Annotated in this window: 12 protein-coding genes, 9 pseudogenes and 1 riboswitch; of the genes and pseudogenes, 12 read left to right on the top strand and 9 right to left on the bottom strand. The window is 61.5% G+C overall.

All coding sequences use genetic code 11. The features are described 5' to 3' along the window. Positions 1 to 249: 249 nt before the first annotated feature. Positions 250 to 1315 (top strand): annotated as a pseudogene (locus XI03_RS02700) (IS256 family transposase); the annotation flags it as partial. 241 nt (positions 1316 to 1556) lie between these two features. Here the strand turns inward: XI03_RS02700 and XI03_RS02695 are convergent. Next, positions 1557 to 2162: pseudogene (locus XI03_RS02695) on the bottom strand (IS630 family transposase); the annotation flags it as partial. A gap of 465 nt (positions 2163 to 2627) precedes the next feature. Here XI03_RS02695 and XI03_RS02690 point away from each other — a divergent pair. Together XI03_RS02690 and XI03_RS02685 are read left to right on the top strand one after the other, a co-directional pair. Next, the gene (locus tag XI03_RS02690; protein ID WP_271591247.1) at positions 2628 to 4187 is read left to right on the top strand and encodes an oleate hydratase; all 1560 of its coding nucleotides are present in this window, start codon (positions 2628 to 2630) and stop codon (positions 4185 to 4187) included. Between the two features lie 207 nt (positions 4188 to 4394). Continuing rightward, on the top strand, positions 4395 to 4547 hold the full coding sequence (locus XI03_RS02685; RefSeq protein WP_271591246.1) for a hypothetical protein: 153 nt from the start codon (positions 4395 to 4397) through the stop codon (positions 4545 to 4547). A 612-nt stretch (positions 4548 to 5159) separates the two neighbouring features. On the opposite strand, the gene XI03_RS02680 is transcribed toward XI03_RS02685, so the two are convergent. The 3 genes and pseudogenes from XI03_RS02680 to XI03_RS02670 all read right to left on the bottom strand — a co-directional run bounded on the left by XI03_RS02680 (position 5160) and on the right by XI03_RS02670 (position 8528). Further along, on the bottom strand, positions 5160 to 6194 hold the full coding sequence (locus XI03_RS02680; RefSeq protein WP_271591245.1) for an IS110 family transposase: 1035 nt from the start codon (positions 6192 to 6194) through the stop codon (positions 5160 to 5162). 149 nt (positions 6195 to 6343) lie between these two features. Continuing rightward, a pseudogene (locus XI03_RS02675) lies at positions 6344 to 6845 on the bottom strand (IS630 family transposase); the annotation flags it as partial. Between the two features lie 168 nt (positions 6846 to 7013). Further along, a pseudogene (locus XI03_RS02670) lies at positions 7014 to 8528 on the bottom strand (ISNCY family transposase). Between the two features lie 464 nt (positions 8529 to 8992). Here XI03_RS02670 and XI03_RS02665 point away from each other — a divergent pair. Next, complete coding sequence (locus tag XI03_RS02665) at positions 8993 to 9187, top strand: hypothetical protein (RefSeq protein ID WP_271591244.1); 195 nt, start codon at positions 8993 to 8995, stop codon at positions 9185 to 9187. Positions 9188 to 9262: 75 nt separating this feature from the next. On the opposite strand, the gene XI03_RS02660 is transcribed toward XI03_RS02665, so the two are convergent. Continuing rightward, entirely contained in the window at positions 9263 to 9745 is a 483-nt protein-coding gene (locus XI03_RS02660) for a cytochrome b (RefSeq protein ID WP_271591243.1), read from the bottom strand. A gap of 86 nt (positions 9746 to 9831) precedes the next feature. Then, positions 9832 to 10200: an antibiotic biosynthesis monooxygenase family protein gene (locus tag XI03_RS02655; protein WP_128917249.1), complete on the bottom strand. Its 369-nt coding sequence runs from the start codon at positions 10198 to 10200 to the stop codon at positions 9832 to 9834. A gap of 42 nt (positions 10201 to 10242) precedes the next feature. Between XI03_RS02655 and XI03_RS02650 the strand changes: the two are divergent. Next, positions 10243 to 10536 (top strand): annotated as a pseudogene (locus XI03_RS02650) (MarR family transcriptional regulator); the annotation flags it as partial. 153 nt (positions 10537 to 10689) lie between these two features. Here XI03_RS02650 and XI03_RS40245 read toward each other — a convergent pair. After that, complete coding sequence (locus XI03_RS40245) at positions 10690 to 11028, bottom strand: HdeD family acid-resistance protein (RefSeq protein WP_333935310.1); 339 nt, start codon at positions 11026 to 11028, stop codon at positions 10690 to 10692. A gap of 759 nt (positions 11029 to 11787) precedes the next feature. On the opposite strand from XI03_RS40245, the pseudogene XI03_RS02640 reads away from it, so the two are divergent. The 7 genes and pseudogenes from XI03_RS02640 to XI03_RS02615 form a co-directional block, all read left to right on the top strand. Then, positions 11788 to 12247 (top strand): annotated as a pseudogene (locus XI03_RS02640) (tyrosine-type recombinase/integrase); the annotation flags it as partial. Positions 12248 to 12256: 9 nt separating this feature from the next. After that, a pseudogene (locus tag XI03_RS02635) lies at positions 12257 to 13214 on the top strand (IS91 family transposase). A 490-nt stretch (positions 13215 to 13704) separates the two neighbouring features. Then, positions 13705 to 13946: pseudogene (locus XI03_RS02630) on the top strand (hypothetical protein); the annotation flags it as partial. Positions 13947 to 13966: 20 nt separating this feature from the next. Next, positions 13967 to 14180, top strand: a riboswitch (cobalamin riboswitch). A 209-nt stretch (positions 14181 to 14389) separates the two neighbouring features. Next, positions 14390 to 16225 (top strand): ribonucleoside-diphosphate reductase subunit alpha, encoded by a 1836-nt coding sequence (locus XI03_RS02625; RefSeq protein ID WP_271591242.1) that lies wholly within the window; start codon positions 14390 to 14392, stop codon positions 16223 to 16225. Then, positions 16216 to 17289 (top strand): ribonucleotide-diphosphate reductase subunit beta, encoded by a 1074-nt coding sequence (locus tag XI03_RS02620; RefSeq protein ID WP_271591241.1) that lies wholly within the window; start codon positions 16216 to 16218, stop codon positions 17287 to 17289. The genes XI03_RS02625 and XI03_RS02620 overlap by 10 nt, the downstream gene beginning before the upstream one ends. 286 nt (positions 17290 to 17575) lie before the next feature. Beyond that, positions 17576 to 17848, top strand: a complete 273-nt coding sequence (locus tag XI03_RS40440; protein WP_442869686.1) for a helix-turn-helix domain-containing protein — start codon at positions 17576 to 17578, stop codon at positions 17846 to 17848. A 336-nt stretch (positions 17849 to 18184) separates the two neighbouring features. After that, entirely contained in the window at positions 18185 to 18430 is a 246-nt protein-coding gene (locus XI03_RS02615) for a patatin-like phospholipase family protein (RefSeq protein WP_271591240.1), read from the top strand. Between the two features lie 131 nt (positions 18431 to 18561). Here XI03_RS02615 and XI03_RS02610 read toward each other — a convergent pair. Both XI03_RS02610 and XI03_RS02605 read right to left on the bottom strand, forming a co-directional pair. Further along, positions 18562 to 19040: pseudogene (locus XI03_RS02610) on the bottom strand (IS630 family transposase). Positions 19041 to 19122: 82 nt separating this feature from the next. Beyond that, positions 19123 to 19509: a transposase gene (locus XI03_RS02605; protein ID WP_271591238.1), complete on the bottom strand. Its 387-nt coding sequence runs from the start codon at positions 19507 to 19509 to the stop codon at positions 19123 to 19125. Between the last annotated feature and the right edge of the window lie 166 nt (positions 19510 to 19675).

Raw genomic sequence — 19675 nt, 5'->3', positions numbered from 1 at the left:
CGACGATCAGCATAGTCTTCGGATCGCCCTTCGAGAAGGTGCCACTGTTCTCCTTTGTTGCTGCCTCCCGACCTCACGGCTTCTGCTTGGAGGCGAATGTAAACCCGCCGGGAGTAAAGAAGCAATGATCAGAACCTCTGGATGGCCCTGGCGGGGTGACGTGAAGCGGGCGCACCTCCCGAGCAAGATCTGGAATCCATCACTCTGATCAGGATCGGCGTTGGAGCGCCGGCTCGGGAAGGCACACCCATGCTCAAGGTAGTCCACGCCGCCGAGGGGGCCGGTGGGTCGCTGCTCGACCAGATCGTTCGCGACGCCGCCCGGCAGATGCTCGCGGCGCATTGCAGGCTGAGGTTGCTGCGTACGTCGAGCAGCTCGCCGACGAGGTGGGGCATCGGCTGGTGGTCCGCAATGGCTTCCACGCCGAACGGGAGGTGACCACGGCGGCGGCCGCGGTGTCGGTCCGGGCGCCGCGGGTCAACGACAAGCGGACCGACCCGGTGACCGGTGGAAGCGGTTCGCTTCGGCGATTCTGCCGGCATGGGCGCGGAAGTCGCCGCGGGTGGCAGAGGTGCTGCCGCTGCTGTACCTGCACGGCCTGTCCTCCTTGGACTTCGGGCCGGCGTTGGAGCAGTTCCTCGGCACCAGCAACGGCTTGTCCGCGGCCACCGTCACCCGGATGACGAAGGACTGGCAGGACGAGGCAGCGGCGTTAAACAGGCGGTCGCTCAAGGACACCGATTTCGTCTACGTCTGGGTCGACAGGATCCACCTCAAGGTCCGGCTCGAGCAGGACAAGGTGTGCCTGCTGGTCATCGTCGCCGTGCGTGCCGACGGCACCAAGGAGCTGGTCGCCCTCGACGACGGACACCGTGAGTCCACCGAGTCCTGGCTCGACCTGCTCCGCTCCTGTAAGCGCCGTGGGACGAGGCTCCGGTGCTCGCGGCCGACGACGGCGCGTGCTTGAGTTCTGGGCCGTGCTGCGCGAGGTGTTCCCCGACACCCCCGACCAGCGGTGCTGGTTCCAAGATCGCCAACGGGCTCAACGCGCTGCCCAAGTCCACCCAGCCCGGCGCGAAGGCCGCCCTCGCCGAGATCTGGAATGCCGAGAACAGGGAGCACGCCCAGGCCGCAGCGAAGGCGTTCGTCGCCGACTACTGCACCTAAGGGCGGCGAAGATCACCGACGATCTCGATGTGCTGGCGCCCTTCTACGACTACCCGGCCGAGCACTGGATTCACCTGCGGACCACGCGATCGGGTCGACGTTTGCCACCGTCCGGCTCCGCCAGCGCGTCACCAAGGGACCCGGCTCAGCACCCGTTTTGCACCTCCTGCTGCCAAGAAGATTGCGAACAGGAAGATTCTGCGCTCCTGTCGTATCAGGTTGCGATCTGTCGGACGTCTGCGAGATGGCGGATCATCGCTCGATGACATTGCGGTCTCTGTAGGCCCTATCGCAGCGATGCGGATGCTTGCGGCACGGATTCGGCCGGATGACAGCCTTGATGCGGCGTGCGGCCAACTCGTCGCGCAAGCTTCTAGAGCAGTTCCCGATCAAGTTGGCTTGTATCCGGCGGCTCCGAAGTAGTTGGCGCATTCGCGCGGCGTAAAGCGGTCGAGACAACGTCCGATGGCAGCCCACAGGCGTTCGACGGTACGCTCGGCGGCCGTGCGCAGCAGCGATTTCAGCTTTGAGAAGGCGTTCTCGATCGGATCGAAGTCGGGACTGTAGGGCGGAAGATAGAGGAGCTTTGCACCGGCAGGCTCGATCGCCGCGCGGACGCCGGCGCCTTTGTGGCTGCCCAGATTGTCCATGACGACAATATCACCCTGCCGCAATTCCGGAACGAGAACGTGATCAGCATAGGCCTGGAACGCAGCTCCGTTGATCGGCCCATCGAGAATCATCGGCGCGAGCATGCCCGGCAGGCGCAGCCCGGCGACAAAGGTCGTGGTCTTCCAATGGCCGTGCGGGATGGAAGCGCGTAGCCGCTCGCCACAAGGCGTGCGCCCGCGGGGTACGCCTCATTTCGTCGACGCCGATGTCTCGTCGATGAAGATGAGCGTGTCGGGGTCGAAGGCGAGCTGGCCGCCGGCCCAATCCTCCCGCTTCTTCACGACGTCCGGCCGTTCCTGCTCGGCAACGTGCGCGGTCTTTTTTGAGCGTGATCTTCCGGCGCTGGAAGAAGCGCGACAAGGCGGAGACGCTGAAGACATGTCGTTTCGGCGGATTTGTTCAGAGGCCGACTTGCCGAGGCCTCATCATTCTCGTTGGGCGTTGATTACCGCCTCTTGAACATGCTCAAAGAGCTAATGACGCAGCAGGTCATAGCGTCCTGAGGTATTCGAGCAAGCCTTTTTATCTTGTTCGCTCAAAGTCGTCCCGAACTCGTGGCCGCATCGGCTGTTTCCAGAATTGATGTCGTTGCAATCCGTGACGGATAATGCCTCACTTGGAGGCTCCTGCGTGGCAGCAAGACCAACGTGTTCGCGGCAACAACGGCTCAATCCGCCGCCATTCCGCGTAGCTGAGCTCGTCCTCATCGCGCTTGATCCAGCGCAACCTTGGATGCGTCCGGCCATGCTATGTTGTTTTGAAATGTCGAACTGCAATCGAGGCACGTCATGAAAGCGTATTTCATCGGAGCTGGCATCGGATCGCTCGCGGGCGCGGCATTCCTCGTTCGCGACGCGCAGGCGCCGGGGCGCGATATCGTGATCTACGAGCCACAGCCGCTGGTCGGCGGCAGCCTCGACGGCGCGCTGCTTGCGAACGGCGCCTATTCGCTGCGCGGCGGGCGCATGCTCACCGCCGATCACTACGAATGCACCTGGGACCTGCTGTCGAGCATCCCGTCGCTCGAACATCCCGGCCTCAGCGTGCGCGAGGAGACAATCGCGTTCAATCTGGAGACTCCGGCGCATTCGCAGGCGCGGCTGGTCGACCGCAACCGCTTTAAGATCGATGTGACGCATATGGGCTTCTCGGCGCGCGACCGGCTCGAGCTGCTGCGGCTCGCCGCGGCATCAGAGGAGACGCTCGGCAACAGCCGCATCACCGACTGGCTGTCGCCCGGATTCTTCGAATCGAATTTCTGGTACATGTGGCAGACCACCTTCGCCTTCCAGCCCTGGCATAGCGCCCTCGAGCTGAAGCGCTATCTGCACCGCTTCATGAACGAGTTCCCGCGGATCGAGACCCTCGCCGGCGTCAAGCGCACGGTCTACAATCAGTATGACGCGATCGTGCGGCCGCTCGCCGACTGGCTGAAGCAGCAGGGGGTGCAGTTCGTGCGCGGCACGGCTGTCACCGACATGATGCTTGAGGACGACGGCGGGCGCATACGCGTCCGCCAGCTCATGCTCGACCGCGACGGCCGCACCGCCAACGTCCGCGTCGAGGACGACGACCTCGTGTTCTTCCAGAACGGCTCAATGACGGACGCCTCGAGCCTCGGCACCATGCCGGATCCGGCGCCGCAACTGACCAAGAAGGATAGCAAGGGCTGGGCGCTGTGGGAGACGATCGCGAAGGGACGTCCCGAATTCGGCAATCCGTCCGCGTTCAACACCTCAATCCCCGAATCCTACTGGCTGTCGTTCACCGTTACCTGCAGAGATCCCCGCTTCTTCGACGAGATGGAGGCGTTCTCCGGCAACAGGGCCGGCACCGGCGGGCTCGTCACGTTCAGGGATTCGAGCTGGCTGATGTCGGTGGTGCTGTATCATCAGCCGCATTTCGCTGGGCAGCCGAAGGACGTGCAGGTGTTCTGGGGCTATGCGCTGCACCCCGATCGCGTCGGCAATTTCGTGGCCAAGTCAATGTCCGATTGCGGCGGCGCAGAGATCCTGAAGGAGCTCTGCGGTCACCTCAAGTTCGACGCGAGCGTGTTCGAGGATGCGATCTGCATTCCCTGCCGCATGCCCTACATCACCAGCATGTTCATGCCGCGCAAATTGGCCGACCGGCCGTTGCCGGTGCCGAAGAATTCGGTCAACCTCGCCTTCGTCAGCCAGTTCGTCGAGATCCCCCATGACGTCGTCTTCACTGTCGAATATTCGGTGCGCGCGGCGCAGATGGCGGTCTATCAGTTGATGAAGGTCGATCGCCCGGTGCCGCCGGTGACCCGTCACGACAAGTCGCTCGCGGTGATCTTCGCGACGCTGGAGAAGGCTTTCGGGTGACGCATTCCCGGGACGGCGTCGCCCATAGGATGCCGTGACCTGCGCCGGTGCTAGAGACAAGGGCGAGGTCGCCCTCGGCGAGACTGGTTCGCCGAGCAGGACCATGTCGCCACGCGAGTGTCTGCGGGCGGGCTCCGTGACCAGGCACGCGATGATCTACTGCGAGAGCTCGATCTCGCCCGTCCTGGGACCGGACTGGAGGCGGGCGTGGTGCTGGTGCAGGGGCTGATAAGAGCCGTTCTGCTGCGCGAGCGCCGGTTCGTGGCCGAGATCGAGGCGCGCCAGCGCATGTCGGAGCTCGCCCACATGAATCGCCGCGCGACCGCAGAGAGATGTCCGTTTCACCCGGACAAGAGCTGAACCAGCCGCTCGCCGACATTCTGATCAATGCCGAGCCGGCCCAGCAGATATACAGAATCTGGCACCCGACCTCGGCGAGATCGAGGGCGCCCTTGACCACATCCGCCGTGACGGTCAGCGAACCGCTGAAGTCATCGGCCGGCTGCGGGCCTTCCTAAAGCCAGACACGACCTAACGGCGCGAGCGCGCCCCAATGCCACGGTCTGCGAGGTGTTTCGATTCCTTTCCGTGCAGGCCCTGCTCAACGATGTCGAACTGCGCTCTGCTTAGAGCTACTTTACCATTCAAGCGCCCCCGCCGAGAAGCTTCAATCACAATCTAATCCCAGATGGAATCCTTTATTGAGTACAGACCTTTCTGTAATGGGCCCGATGATGTCAAGCCTCCCGAGTGAACGTCTCGTCGCCGAGCTCATGCTTCTGTCCGTGGTCAACGCCTGGCCGCCACATCATGCTGTCAGAGGGAGCGTGAGCCTATATAGATACGCGTGGTTCGTCGGACGACGGCCACTGGGCGTGTAACGGCTTCACCGCATCCACCGTCCCGGCGACGGGACTTCGGGCACCGGGCTTCAGTTCATCCCGGTTGCGTTCTTGATCTCCTCCACGTCTTCTATGCTGCGATTGAGCCCGCTTCGGCCCATCGGTAAGTCGTGCCATCGACCCAGATCCGATGCAGGATCACTGCGAGCTTGCGTGCCAAGGCGACCTTTGCGCGCTTCGAGCCTCTCCGCTTGGCGACGTCCATCCCCCAGCGTTTGAGTTTTGAGGACCGCGTGATGCGCGATAGCAGAACGTTGGCGGCTTCATACAAGGCCGTCCGCACCGTCTCATCGCCGGCCAGCGTGATTCCGCCCGTGACTTCCTTTTCTCCCGATTGATATTTCTTTGGCGTGAGCCCGAACAGCGCGCCTGCTGCCTTCGACTTTACAATGCGATGAGGATCATCAATCGCCGATTTGTAGGTGATGGCCACCAGGGGACCAACGCCTGGTACTGTCATAAGCCGGCGGCAGACTGCATCATCACGCACAATTGCCAGCACAGCCTTGTGTAGTCTTCCGTATTCTGCCTTCAGGGCCGATCGTGCCGAAAGCATCGCACCAGCAATGCGCTCCAATGTCGCCTGGCCTGCAACCAACTCTCGAATCCGCGCTTCGAAATTCCTTCGCGCCACCGGGCCAACCTTCAGACCGAAGCCGCGCAAAATCCCTCGGATACTTATTTCTACATCGATCAGCCGCCCGAGAAGCAGTTTGCGTGCGATCAGGAGTGCCCGGATCTCTTGCGCATCAACCGACTTTGCGTGTACCTGCCGAAACCGTCCCATCCGGATCAACTGGGCGATCCCGCGGGCATCGTTGCGATCCGTCTTGACCGTCATTGCAGATAATGCGGCCTTAACATGTCGCGTCTCGAGCAGGACCGCCTCGAGCCCCGCTCCTTTCAAGCCTGCATGCAGCCATTGCGACAGCGGCCCCGCTTCCAGCCCAATTCGCTTTACTGCAAAGCCAAGCCTCTCGAAAAGTCGACTAAGGCGTCGGGTTCGCTTGCGACCTTCGCTTCCTTCAGGATCTTCCCCTGGGGGGTCCACAACACACACGCTCGACAGTTCCAATGACACGTCGATTCCGGCATAATTCTCCACGGCTGTCCTCCGTCTCCAGATGCTTGGGGCCGACTGACCCCGTTTCATCATCTATCGGGGGACAGCCACCTTCATGACCCCTTGCTCCGGAGCCGGGCCCATTACCGCATCTAGTCTAGGCTAGTCAGGAGAATCTAAAGTTCGCCACATCATAAAGTCTGCTGGGCTTTGTGGCAGAAGCGTTTGACGGAAGCCAAAATGTGGTCAGCGGACTTGGTCCATTTGAAGGGCTTCGGGTTGTTGTTGTGCAGGTCGATGAAGGTACGGATATCGGCCTCGAGCTGCCTGACGGAGGTATGAACACCTCGCTGGATCTGCTTTCCGGTGAGTTCAGCGAACCAGCGCTCGATCTGATTGATCCATGACGCGGAAGTAGGCGTGAAGTGGACATGATAGTGCGGCCGACGGGCGAGCCACGCTTTGATCCTGAGGGTCTTGTGGGTGGCGTAGTTGTCCATGACGATATGGACATCGAGGCCTTCAGGAACTTGAGCATCGATCTCTTTTAAAAATTTCAAGAACTCGACTGCGCGGTGGCGCTTGTAGCATTTTGCCGATGACCAATCCCGAGGCGACATCGAGCGCGGCAAACAGCGTGGTCGTACCATGCCGCACATAGCTGTGCGTACGACGTTCCGGCACCCCAGGCTGTCGCGCGGCAATCTGGGTAGGAAGGCGTATTGCCTCATGTACTGATGCTCCCGGGTGCGATCGGTTGCCTCATTTATTTTGCTCCTGGCTTGAGTTGAGGAGGAGGCCGGGTGCGGAGATGGCCGGGGTTTCGGAGCGCCCGGCCTCCTCCGCTGGTAACCTCGCACGTCATTGGGGTGTTGTGACCTTGTACCCCGGCGGCATTTTCTCGCTAGGAGCGAACAGCAGCGCATTCGCTTGCTCGCTGCGCCAGGATTTCAGCCGACGTTGAAGGGTTCGAAGAAGCTTGTTCGGATAGGCTCCAGGATATTCCATCTGCAAGCGCGAGAGCAGTTAGCTGCCAGTCCGCCAAGGCTCGGCTTCAAACCGTTTTTGCAAATCTGGCGTTGCTCGGATGAGCGGGTCGGGACGACGTCGGCCTCTTTTCGCCTTCACGAGTGGCCGATCCGCCGGTCGCATGGCTCCGTCCTTCCAGGCCGTGCGCAAGCTTGCCAGGAAGCGATCGATCGGTTGCGATGCCACAGCAGGATGGCCGATTGGTTGGGTATCAGCGAGGGCCGCGAGGCGCTCCTGCACGTCGCGGATGTCGCGCAACAACGCGACTGGATCGAGAGCGGCATAGATTTCTTGGAGGTGATGGCGGACAGCGTCAGGCGTGCGGGCGTCCGCTTCCAGGCGCTGGTGTGGTGTAGCCGGCGCGCTGTATGTCTTGCGTACACGGGCACCGTCGCGCTGCTTGGCTATCAATTTGAACGAGGGTTGGAAGAAGTTCCCGAACAGCCGCGCCGATCGATAGAGTTCAGCCAGCAGCTTGGCCGCTTCCAGGCCCTCGAACCGACGATAGCCGACTATCCTGCGCACGACGGCGCCGTTCTTCTGCTCGACGAACGGCTGGTCATTTTTTCGGTAGGGCCGGCAACGCGTGAAGACGATGTTGGCCGCGTCGCAGTAGGCTTTCAGCGTCTCGTTTATGAACACCGTATCATTGTCAGTATCGAAGCCGAGCAGCGCAAAAGGCAATTGTTTGCGCAATTCCGTCAGCACCGTGCTCAACAGCGTCCGTTCGCGCACGATCAGAGGAGCGCACTCCGTCCAGCCGCTAGCAATGTCGGTGAGCACGAGGGTCTGGATGAAGCTGCCGCGCGCAGATGGACCGCTATGCGCGACAAGGTCGGCCTCGACGAATCCGGGCGCCGGATCATTACAACCTGCCGACGTCCTTATTGGAACACTGCGACGCAACGAGTGCGTCGCGTGCCGCCGACGCTTGCGACCTAATCCTTCTCGGACCCGCACCAATGCGCGGTCGATCGTCGCAGCGCTCATTGCCAAAAGTTTGTCGCGGATCTCGGGGGCAAGGTCGAGGTGGCCATGCCGTTCCATCGCCTCAATCAACGCAGTCATCAACGCCTTCAGCCGCTTCCCGCAGATCCGGTCTGACGCCTCCCAAAGGAGCACGAGCGCGTTGTGTTCGACCTCATTATACATTCGACGTCGCGCCCTTCGGCTTGGGCGCGCGTCTTCCTGACCTCGAAGTAGTCGCATCGCATGTTTGCGATGGAACGCGGTGATGTCGACGAACTCGTCCAATATCCGCGTCTTCTTCGCGCGATCCGAACGCCGATAGCGCGCGCCTGCTGCCGCCGTCAGTTCCTTCCGCGTTGCCATGCTTAGCCACCCCATCTTCGCCCCCGCTCGCTCCCGATCCAAGGGAGCAATTTACGTGAGGCAACGGCTCAGCATCCGGTAACAATTAGGGCGAGGCAATGCGCCTTCCATCCTGATCGCCGCGCGACACGACGGGCTCCTACGTGAGGGACGCAGCTGTGGGCCCTACCCGGCCTCCCTCTCTCGAAGCTGTTTGAGAACCCGCTGATATTCAAGCTCGCACCACGCAAGCTCGAATGGTTCTATGAGCGCCTCTAGCCACGCCTCGGCTAAGACTGCTGAACCCGCGACCTCCTGGTTAGCTAATCAGCGGCCGACCCCGGCGATGACGAATGAGATATCCGCTTCAGCCGGCCTCAAGAACGTGGCGCGGTCTGCCGACCGGAAAACTGCGGCACGACCGCACCGGCGCCTTCTCCACTGCCGTGGTTGATGCGTCTTCTTGCCGAACACGAAGCAGCGATAGGAGGGAGCTTCTGATGGTGCGTACAAAAAAGGCGATAAAGCTCTCCGGCATGCGCGACCAGCTCGACAAGCCGCTCGATGAGGCGGCGCCCGCGAACCAGTCGGCGGACCACGCTACATCCGGGCGCGAGAGGCCAAGTGCCGTGAATGTGTCTGCCCTTGCTTCTCTCCCGGATTTCGACGTTCGTGGTCGCCTCTGTTTTTCCTAAGTGGCACCGGATGAACGCAGCAGCTTTCAATTGGAGAGCCCAAGTCTACGTCCGTCGCTGGCCGTTCGTCATCGGTCATCTGCTGAACCACATACGCCGGAGAAGATGGTCACGGCGAATGAACTGGTGATAGAGAGCGGCCCCGGCATGAAGCGCGACGAAGGCGAGTAGAAGCCGCGCTCCGAAGCCGTGCGGCACCCGGGGCGGATACTTCCAGAAGTCGGGCAGCAGGGCGTCGTCTCCACCAAACACCATTGGCGCTGCGCCGCTCAGCGCCATCATCCCTATACCGCTCGCAATCATTCCGAAGATGACCACGTAGAAGAGCAGATGTATCGCGCGACCTGTGCGTTCCTGCCACCGCGGTGACCCAGCGACCGGATGGGGCTTGCGATCGACGCCCCACCACCAGCCAACTCGAAGAAGCATCAGCGCAAGAACCGAGATGGCGATCAGGACGTGAACTCGTAGAATCGCCGCCTTCGCTACTGGATCGACCGTATTGGCGCGCGGAATCCTGTGGCAATGAGAACGATCATCAGCAGTGCGGTCAGCCAATGCATCGTTACGATCATGGCCCCGTGGCGTTCAGGGGTGCTCTTCAGTCCCATTGCCGGTCTTCTTCTGAAGCGGTTGCGGATGAGCTACGCGACGCAGATGCCAGGCACCGCGACCTTCTGGAATAGGTGCGGAGAAGCAACAGCGGACAAGGGATATGCCGCGATCTTGACTCTGAACTCGGGATGCGCGAACGCAGCCCGGAAGTGCGCGGTCGATTCCCAGACGGCGTAGTTCAGATAAGTCGGGCTTGCGCCGATCGCGCGGTGAAGCTGGGTGGAGATGAAGCCGGGCCGCCGCTTCATGAAGGCGGCATCGTGCTGCCAGTTTTCGAGGAAGCTTTGTTCGTCATCCTTTTCGAGCGTGAAGACATTCACCAGGACGACGGGGCTGGTATCGATACCGATCTGGCGTTCGATGGGAAAGGCGGGGTCTAGGGGACGGAACGTTGTCATGAAGTCCTCCAATGCACGATAGGCAGAAAGCTTGTTGACATTATGACGTCGATATGGTGCTGTAGTGTCATACGCGAAAATCAACGAACGCCAGCCGGCGATGCCCTGACCAACCTCATGCTCGATCTGTTCCGACTGAACAGCCAGCTCTTGACCGCAGGCGACCGTCTAGTGGCTCAGCTCGGCCTCACGAGCGCGCGCTGGCAGATCCTCAGCGCCATTGTGCACTCAGAACCCCCGGAGCCGGTCGCGTGGCTCGCCCGCGACCTCGGTGCCAATCGCCAAAACGTGCAGCGGATCGTCAATGACCTACATGCGGAAGGCCTTCTCGCCTTCGGACTTCGGGCACCGAGCTTCAGTTCAGCCCGGTTGCGTTCGGAACAGCCACCATCATGACCTGTTGCTCGGAGCAGGGCCCATTACGGCATCTAGTCACTGCCTTTGTATTGCTCAGTACTTCTTGCGCGTGAAACCAAGGGCGCCCGGCAATTACGTCGACGATCGTGCCTTCACGATGGGACTGCGGCGTAGGCCGAAGCTGACTCCAATCCAGCTCGCGCCCGCCACGATTCGATCGACCCCTAGAAACAGGCCTAGAATATAAACACTGTTTATCGGCCAACGCGCTAAGATCAACGATCCAATCAGCAGAGTAATCACGCCGGATATCGCCAGCCAGGACCGGGGCGTTGCGCGTTTCATGCTGAACGCCAGGATCAGGCGCATGATGCCGGCGGCGACCAGCGATGCGCCGAGCGCCAGCGTAAGCACCACAGCGGCGAGTGTAGGATGTGTCACAAGCCCCGCGACGATGTAGAGCGCACCCAAAAGAGCGCATAGCAAGAACTTGTCATCACGCCAACTAGCACCACAGACGCCACCGTCGCGAGCGCAACGCTACCAAGCGCCACAAAGCCAGTGATCAGATAAACTACGCCGAGGGCGAAATCCCAGCCCCACTTCGTTAGCGAAGCGGTGCCCGGAGCAGCTCGAAGCCGCACGATATCAGACGAACTTGTCATGGAGGTCTCCGGTACCAAAGCTGTGCCGCAGCATGGCGTGCCTAGCCATCGCTTTGTTGCGATTAGGATTGAGCTTGCCACTCGGTGTGCTTCTCAATCTATATGCTCGCCTGCTGGGTGCATCCGCATCGTGACCTCCTCTCTTCGGGCTTGGACCGCATCCCAGGACGGGGGAGGACCACATGACTAAGCCCGGCGAGGCGATGTCGTAGGTCGAGCAATTGGCGTGCCACGCTTTGCGAGCCGCGCGTCGAGAGCGAGACTAGTTTCTTCGTGACGCGATCGTGAAATCGCGGCCGTTTGTGGCAGCTTGCCGCCAAACGTCTTAAGTCCGACGCGCATAAACGCGACAACATGAACATCTTGCGCGTGGCGGCGACTGGCCTAACTGCATTCTCGAGGGGGTGGTATGCGCGCCCACACGACGGAGTTGGACAAACACGAAGACCGAAAGCTGCTATCCATCCGGCATCCGCAGAGGGACGCCAGGCCTGACAGCCAGATCGAGATGGCCGTCATTGCTCCCGAGTGGCCCGCCGTGGAGAGCATATCGTCGTGTTTTATGGGATCGCGCGTATCGGAAGTGGTCCTCTTGAAGGTTGTCGACATTGATAGCCAACGGATGTTGATCCGGGTCGAGCACGGCAAGGGCGGCAAGGACCGTTACGTAATCTCTCGCCGCAGCTTTTGAGGATTCTGCGGACGTATTGGCGGCTCACTCGGCCAAAGCGATGGCTGTTTCCCGGCCACGACGACGAGCGCCCGCTCGTCCCGAACGTGTTGCATGCCGCGTGCCGTTCAGCCTGCGCGGCCGCCGGCTTGAGCAAGTCGGTGACAGTGCATACGCTGCGGCACACCGTCGCGACCCATCTCCTCGAGAACGGGACCGACGTGCGCATCATCCAGGCTGCTCGGCCATGCCAGTCTGGCCAGCACGGCGCGCTAACCAAGTCGCCACTAAGACCATCAGCAATACGCCAAGTCCGCTTGACGGGCTTCGCCTGGAGGTCGTGCCGCCCGGCTGAGCGGACCTGATGGCTCCGATTCTGGAAGTGGCAGATATGTTCCGCCGCCACGGCGACGCGTTTCGGCGAGCCCGTGCCGGGCATCTGGCCGCGTCGAGCGGCGCGTCATGGGTGCGATCACGGCATGCCGGACGGCTCTGCTCGGTGGCCACGTCGAGCAATGCGACGACTGCGGTGCCACCCGCATCGCCTACAACTCCTGTCGCAAGCGGCATTGCCCGAAGTGCTAGGGCTCGGCGCGCGCGAGATCCTGCGACACCATCCGCATGTCCACTGCGTCGTGCCCCGGCGGTGGACTCTCGTTCGATGGCACGCGCTGGGTCGCTTGCCGGGGCCGGCTTTTTCCTGCCGGTGCGCGTCCTCTCCCGGCTGTTCCGGCGCCTGTTCCTGCAAGAGCTGCAAGCTACCTTCGCGGCCGGCCAGTTGGGCTTCTTTGGCGATCTCGCCCATCTCGCCGATCCAGGGGTTCGCCCGGCTCCTCGATCAATTGCGACGGACCGACTGGGCGGTCTATGCCAAGCCGCAATTCGGCGGGGCCGAACAGGTGCTGGCTTATCTCGGCCGCTATACGCATCGCGTCGCCATCGCCATCAGTCGGCTGATCTCGCTTGCGGACGGCAAGGTGAGCTTTTCTTGGAAGGACTATCGGCAGAATCGTAAAGCCAAAGTGATGACGCTTGATGCCGATGAGTTCATGCGGCGCTTTCTCCGGCACACCCTGCCGGACGGCTTTCATCGCATCCGCCAATATGGCTTCCTCGCCAATGGCGAACGCAACGATAGAATCGCCCTCTGCCGTCAGCTCCTTGACATTCGCAATGCTCCGACTGATCAAGAAGCCGGCGATGATCCTCTCGTCAAATGCGAGATCCCCGTCTGCCCGCATTGCGGCGGCACCATGCGGCGTATCGACGTCATCCCACGAGCCCGCGCCCGCGACCAACCGTTTCGTTGTGACACGTCATGACCAGCGTCTGCACCATCCACCCGTTCCGGGATCACCTTCTCGGTGGCAACGTCCGATGTCGCCGTGGCCGCCCTCGTCACCGCTCACCCGTCAGTCATTCGGCCGCGCATCGCAGCACAGCAAATCGCTCGCGGCATCGCGCTCTCGGCCCGAGCAATGGCGCCGCTCACGTCCGATCAATATCGCGCCGACGCGCGGCGACCTCAGCCGTGCCTTCTCCGCAGTTGGACCAGCTGCACTATCGCCATATCGCTCACAACTCCGCAGCATCGTTCAATCCGGCTTCTATGAGGTCGCACGCTACGATAGCGCGAGCGGGTTAAGCCTGCCCCGCGACCTCACAGAACCCTCAAGATTCTCAAATCAATTCGAAAGAATTCCCCGAGCCAAGCCCCGGCCAGGGCGAGGGGTGGAGACTCGACGGGAAGCACTTACAGCGGACATCGCCGGGTGAAGGGATAGTCCAGACCACGAACGCCGCAAGGGTAACAGGCGACGCGATCGGATCATGAAGCGTTTCAAATCGTCCCGTCAGGCTCAACTTTTCTGTCAGTTCATGCTCAGGTCGCGAACCTTTTCCACATCCTCTCTCTCGGAGCCGTCACTGACGACTTCCGTCGTGTTTCGCGCGAGCGAGCCTTTGCGACTTGGCGCGAGATCTCCACGACAAGCGCTCGCCGAACCTTGACCTCGGGGCTGCTCCAATTCGTTAACTTGACGGCGCCGCCTTGACGAATCTCCGCGAGCGGCGCCTATATGTAGCCCGTCACGGTCTTCCATTCCCGCATCTCGTAGGATGGAAGCTAAGAGGGAACCCGGTGCGCCGGCAACGGCTATTCCGAGGCTGCCCCCGCAACTGTAAGCGGCGAGCGGTTGTCATCATGGTCACTGGCGCGACAGCGCTGGGAAGGCCGACAGCCCCAGCGACCCGCGAGCCAGGAGACCTGCCGCGACTGAACGAAAGTCCTCGGGCGGGGTGCCCCGGTGGGGCGCTTGCAGCCGGGCACATTTGCCAGCTCTCCTCGCAAGTCGTCCGCGCGGCCCCGGCGCCTAACATCGCGGGGTTGCCGATGTCGCCGTCTTACGATTTCGATCAGCGTGGTCATCTCGTCGCGCCACCGAGTGTGCGGCCGCGCCTAGCGCAGGCGAAGCCTGCGGCGCCTGAGCCGTGTCTGGTGCCCCTTTCGCCATCGCCGGCTCCGCTGCCGTGGCCCCTCGCGCCATCGCCAAAGCCGGCCGACCTCACGCTCGATCCGTCGCGCGACGACTTGTTGACGTCGTTCGGCAAGCTGACGCTGACCGACCGTTATCTGCTCGCCGGCGAAACTTACCAGGACATGTTCGGGCGGGTGTCTTGCGCTTTCGCGGACGATGTTGCGCATGCCCAACGTCTCTATGATGCGATGTCCCGGCTATGGTTCATGCCGGCCACACCGGTGCTCTCCAACGGCGGGACCACGCGCGGCCTGCCGATCTCCTGCTTCCTCAACTCGGTGGCGGACTCGCTCGAAGGCATCGTCGGTACCTGGAACGAGAACGTCTGGCTTGCTTCCAACGGCGGCGGCATCGGCACCTACTGGGGCAATGTTCGCTCGATCGGCGAGAAGGTGAAGGGCGGCGTCACTTCAGGCATCATCCCGTTCATCCACGTCATGGACGGCCTGACGCTGGCGATCAGCCAGGGCTCGTTGCGGCGCGGCTCGGCGGCGGTCTATCTCGATATCCACCATCCCGAGATCGAGGAGTTCCTCGAGATTCGCAAGGCGTCCGGCGACTTCAACCGAAAGAGCCTCAACCTGCATCACGGCGTCAACGTCACCGATGAGTTCATGCGTGCCGTGGGCGCCGGCACCGCATTCGCTCTACGGAGCCCGAAGACTAACGAGGTCGTCCGCCAGATCGATGCCCGCCAGCTGTGGCAACGCATCCTTGAGAACCGGCTCCAGACTGGCGAGCCTTATCTCTTGTTCATCGACACCGTAAACCGCGCGCTCCCCAAGCATCAGCGCGAGCTGGGCCTCAAGGTCTCGACCTCCAACCTGTGCAGCGAAATTACCCTGCCGACCGGCATCGATCATCGCGACGAGGAGCGCACCGCGGTCTGCTGTCTGTCGTCGCTCAACCTCGAGACCTGGGACCAGTGGAGTGAGGAGCCCACCTTCATCGAGGATGTCATGCGCTTCCTCGACAACGTGCTCAGCCACTTCATCACGGTGGCGCCGGACGGCATGAAGCGTGCCCGCTACGCTGCCCTGCGTGAGCGCTCCGTCGGCCTCGGCGTCATGGGCTTCCACTCTTTCCTGCAGGCCAAGGGCATTCCAATGGAAAGTGTCATGGCCAAGTCGTTCAATCTGAACATGTTCCGAAAAATCCGTCGCGACGCCGACGCGGCATCCGTGACGCTCGCGCGCGAGCGTGGTCCGTGCCCGGATGCCCTGGAACGCGGCGTGATGGCGCGTTTCAGCCATAAGATCGCGATCGCGCCGACCGCCTCGATCAGCATCATCTGCGGCGGCACCAGCGCCTGCGTCGAGCCAATCCCGGCCAACATCTACACCCATAAGACATTGTCCGGCGCCATCTCGGTGCGTAATCCGCATCTCGCCAAAGTGCTTGCGGCGAAGGGCGCCGACACTTCGGCGATGTGGCAGTCGATTATAGCACACGAAGGGTCGGTGGCCCGTCTCGACATCTTGTCGGAGCACGAGAAAGCGATCTTTCGCACCGCTTTCGAGATCGACCAGCGCTGGATCGTCGAGCTTGCCGCCGACCGCGCCCCGTTCATCTGCCAAAGCCAGTCGATCAACCTCTATCTCCCAGCCGATGTCGATAAATGGGACCTTCACATGCTGCACTGGACGGCATGGCAGTGCGGATTGAAAAGCCTCTACTACTGCCGCTCAAAGTCTATCTCGCGCGCGGCGTTCGCTGGCAAGATCGGCGACAGCGACAAGGTGGCGGCGCCGCAGCCACAGCGTACTGATTATGAGGAGTGCCTTGCATGTCAGTGATCGATCTTTCGGCCGTCGATCCGCGTACGCTGATCGGCAAGGGACGAGTGGGGCTGCTCGACGCGACCGGAACCTATGATGTCGATCGCTACGCCTGGGCTTACGAGTTCTGGAAGCGCCAGCAGCAGACCCATTGGATGGGCGAGGAGGTGCCGCTCGGCGCCGACCTCAAGGATTGGGCGTCGGACCGCGTCACGGCCAGCGAATGCGCGCTGCTCACCCAAATCTTTCGTTTCTTCACTCAGTCGGACATCGAGGTCGGGGACAACTATCTCAAGCGCTACATCCCGATCTTCCAGCCGCTCACTGTTCAGATGATGATGGCGGCCTTCAGCAACATGGAGACGGTTCATATCGACGCCTATGCGCTGCTGCTCAAGACGCTCGGCATGCCCAAGTCCGAGTTTGAGGCATTCCGCGGCTATGCCGAGATGCGCGCCAAGGCGGACTACATGCACGAGTTCGGCGTCGACAGCGTGGCCGATGTCGCTCGGACCTTGGCGATGTTCGGCGCCTTCACCGAAGGCATGGCGTTGTTCGCGAGCTTCGCCATGCTGCTCAACTTCCCGCGCCACAACAAGATGAACGGCATGGGACAGATCGTAAGCTGGTCAGTGCGCGACGAGAGTCTGCATTGTGAGGGTATCATCAAGCTGTTTCACGAATGGCACCGCGAAACCGGCGCGGTGACGCGCGCTGTCCGTGACGACATCGTCGACGTCGCCAAGACCATGGTGAAGCTGGAGGAGAACTTCGTCGATCTCGCCTTCGGCCTCGGCAAGATCGAGGGCATGCGAGCTGAGCAGATCCACGCCTACGTCCGCTATGTCGCCGACTGGCGACTGACCCAGCTGCGGATTGCCCCGGTCTTCGGCTTCTTCGAGGCCGAGGAGGGCGGATTCACCCAGCTCAAGGCGCATCCATTGCCGTGGCTTGTCGAGATTCTCAATGGTGTCGAGCACGCCAATTTCTTCGAGCAGCGCGCCACGGAGTACTCCAAGGCGGCAAGCCGCGGCAGCTGGGACGGCGAAAACGGGGTGTGGGCGGCTTTCGGCCGTATCTAGCCCATCTTTATTCATGAAGGGCCTGTGGGTGGCTGGCGAATGTGGTGTAAGCCGCCGATGGGGGGCGGCTGTTTTCAGCGGCTATGATGTGGAGGGCTCTACAACCCGAACCCGCTCGAATGCGACAGGGGACCAGAGGACTTCTCGTTCCGTGGACTCATAGCAGCCGAAGGATCATTGAAATCCCTTGGCTGCGTCCAAAAGCGCCATCAATGCGGGGCAGGGGCCCTTGCCGGCCCGGGTAGATGCGTTCAGTCTAAGGCATGGGACCTGGGGTTTTTGAGGGATGACGGTGCTGTCGATGAGCCGGGCTGAGATCGACCGGGTGCATGTGTTGCGGGACGTTGTGGCGGAACGGATTGCAGTGCGAGTGGCAGCGCAACTGCTTCGGGTCACATCGCGGCAGGCATTCCGGCTGCTGAAGGCCTATCGGATCGGAGGCCCTGCGGCACTGCTGTCGAAGAAGCGCGGGAAGCCAGCAACCGAGCCTATCCGGTGGCGTCCCGACGATCGACCGCGCCTCCGGCGGGTCGAACATAGGGCGATCAGGCCAGCCTAGCTGTCCTCTCACCGATGATATTTCTAGTGAGCGGAACCTGCGACTTGTCTATCAGGCGCCGACACCGCGAATTCGGTGAGACCCTGTGCGGGACTGCCGAGCTCGCCGTCGATCGTCGCGGACACTCCGCGGTGAGCTGCGTCATCCAACTACAACAGCGATTGTGAGAAACTTCACGATACAACCTCGGCCTGAGGCTTAGGTTAGGGTGCATCGAGTAGTGCTACGGATGTGCTGGCCCCTATTTGGTCACCACTTTGCATGTCCCGCAGCGATAAGCGATGGGGCATCTTCGGGTTTTGCTTCCCTCGGAGTTTCAGAAGCGGGAGAAAGCACATGGTGGGACGTCTTCCAGAACGTCGGATTGATCTAAAAGCGCGGTTCGAGAGTGGCGGGCCGCGCAAACGTCTTGCCATCGACGGGGGCGGAATCCGAGGGGGCCTCTCGTTGAAAATTCTAGAGGAAATCGAGCGGTTGCTAACCAAGGCAAGCAACCGCGCCGACTATCGTCTGCCGGACTATTTCGACTATGTCGCCGGAACCAGCATCGGCGGCCGCGCCGGAGAGCGCCGCCAAGCCTGAACCAACGAACCACGCCGTCTTGCTGTCCACACCAGCGGGCTTGCGGGGGCGAGCAAAGGCTTCGTGGTTCCCACTGCTGTAATACATTCAGATCTTGTTTTATGTGACAATTGGTCCGCTGCTAGAGCATTTCACATTTTGACGGAAGCATAACCGGCGTTGGCGAAGTAGTTGGCGCATTCGCGAGGCTGGATGTCCTGGATTAGGTGACCAATGTGGCGCCAAGTGTCCTCGATGGTGCGCTTCTGAGCTTGCCGCATCCAGTGTTTGATCTTGGAGAATGCCTGTTCGATCGGGTTGAGGTCGGGCGAGTATGGCGGCAGGTACCAGAGCCTGGCGCCTGCAGCCTGGATCATTTGCCTGATAGCTTTCGACTTGTGGCTTCCGAGATTGTCGAGAATGACGATGTCGCCTCGCGCAGGGTCGGCAGGAGAAGGTGCTTCACATAAGCGCAGAAGCATTCGCCGTTGATCGGGCCATCGAAGACGCAGGGCGCAGTGAGTTGGTCATGGCGGAGCGCGCCGAGGAATGTGAGGGTGCGCCAGTGACCGTGCGGAGCGAAGCCGCGCAGGCGTGCGCTTTTGGGGCCCCAGCCCCGCAAAGGAGCCATGTTGGTCTTGATCCAAGTCTCATCGATGAAGACGAGCCGGTTCGGATCAAGTCCAGCCTGCCAGGATTGCCAACGCTGTCGCCTACGAGAGACGTCGGCGCGCGCTTGTTCGAGGGCGAACAGTGTTTTTTTTGAACCGCAGCCCTTCCCGGCGCAGGAACAGCCAGATCGTGTTGTGCGAGACCTTGACCCCGCGGGCTGCCAGTTCCGCCTTCAGACCATGCAGCGTCAGGTGCGGCATCTGAGTAATCCGCTCGACAATGAAGGCGCGGTGCGGATCAAGCACGGGCTTACGGTGACCGCCCATCTTGCCAGGCGCAGCCGAGCCGGTCGCCCGCTGCCGCTGTGACCACTTCACCACTGACGAGACCGCAACACCAAACCGCTCCGCCACAGATCGGCAGCTCTCGCCCGCCAAAACAGACGCCACCACACGCTCGCGAAGATCCAGGGAAAGAGGTCGGGTCATGCGATGCTGGCCTCCAATCCAGTCAGCATCTTGAATCACAATCCGCCAAAAACCGGAATCCCTCCGATTCAATTAAGCAAGGAAATGCTCTAGTCAGAAGATGTTTTCGGGCGCCTGACACTTGTACGGGACGCCGATCGTCAGACCGCCATCGACGACGATTTCG

The organism is Bradyrhizobium sp. CCBAU 65884 (assembly GCF_028128835.1).
GTDB classification, from domain to species: Bacteria; Pseudomonadota; Alphaproteobacteria; order Rhizobiales; family Xanthobacteraceae; genus Bradyrhizobium; species Bradyrhizobium ottawaense.
Note: the sequence above shows the minus strand (reverse complement) of the source record. Positions and strands in the feature narration are given on the sequence as shown.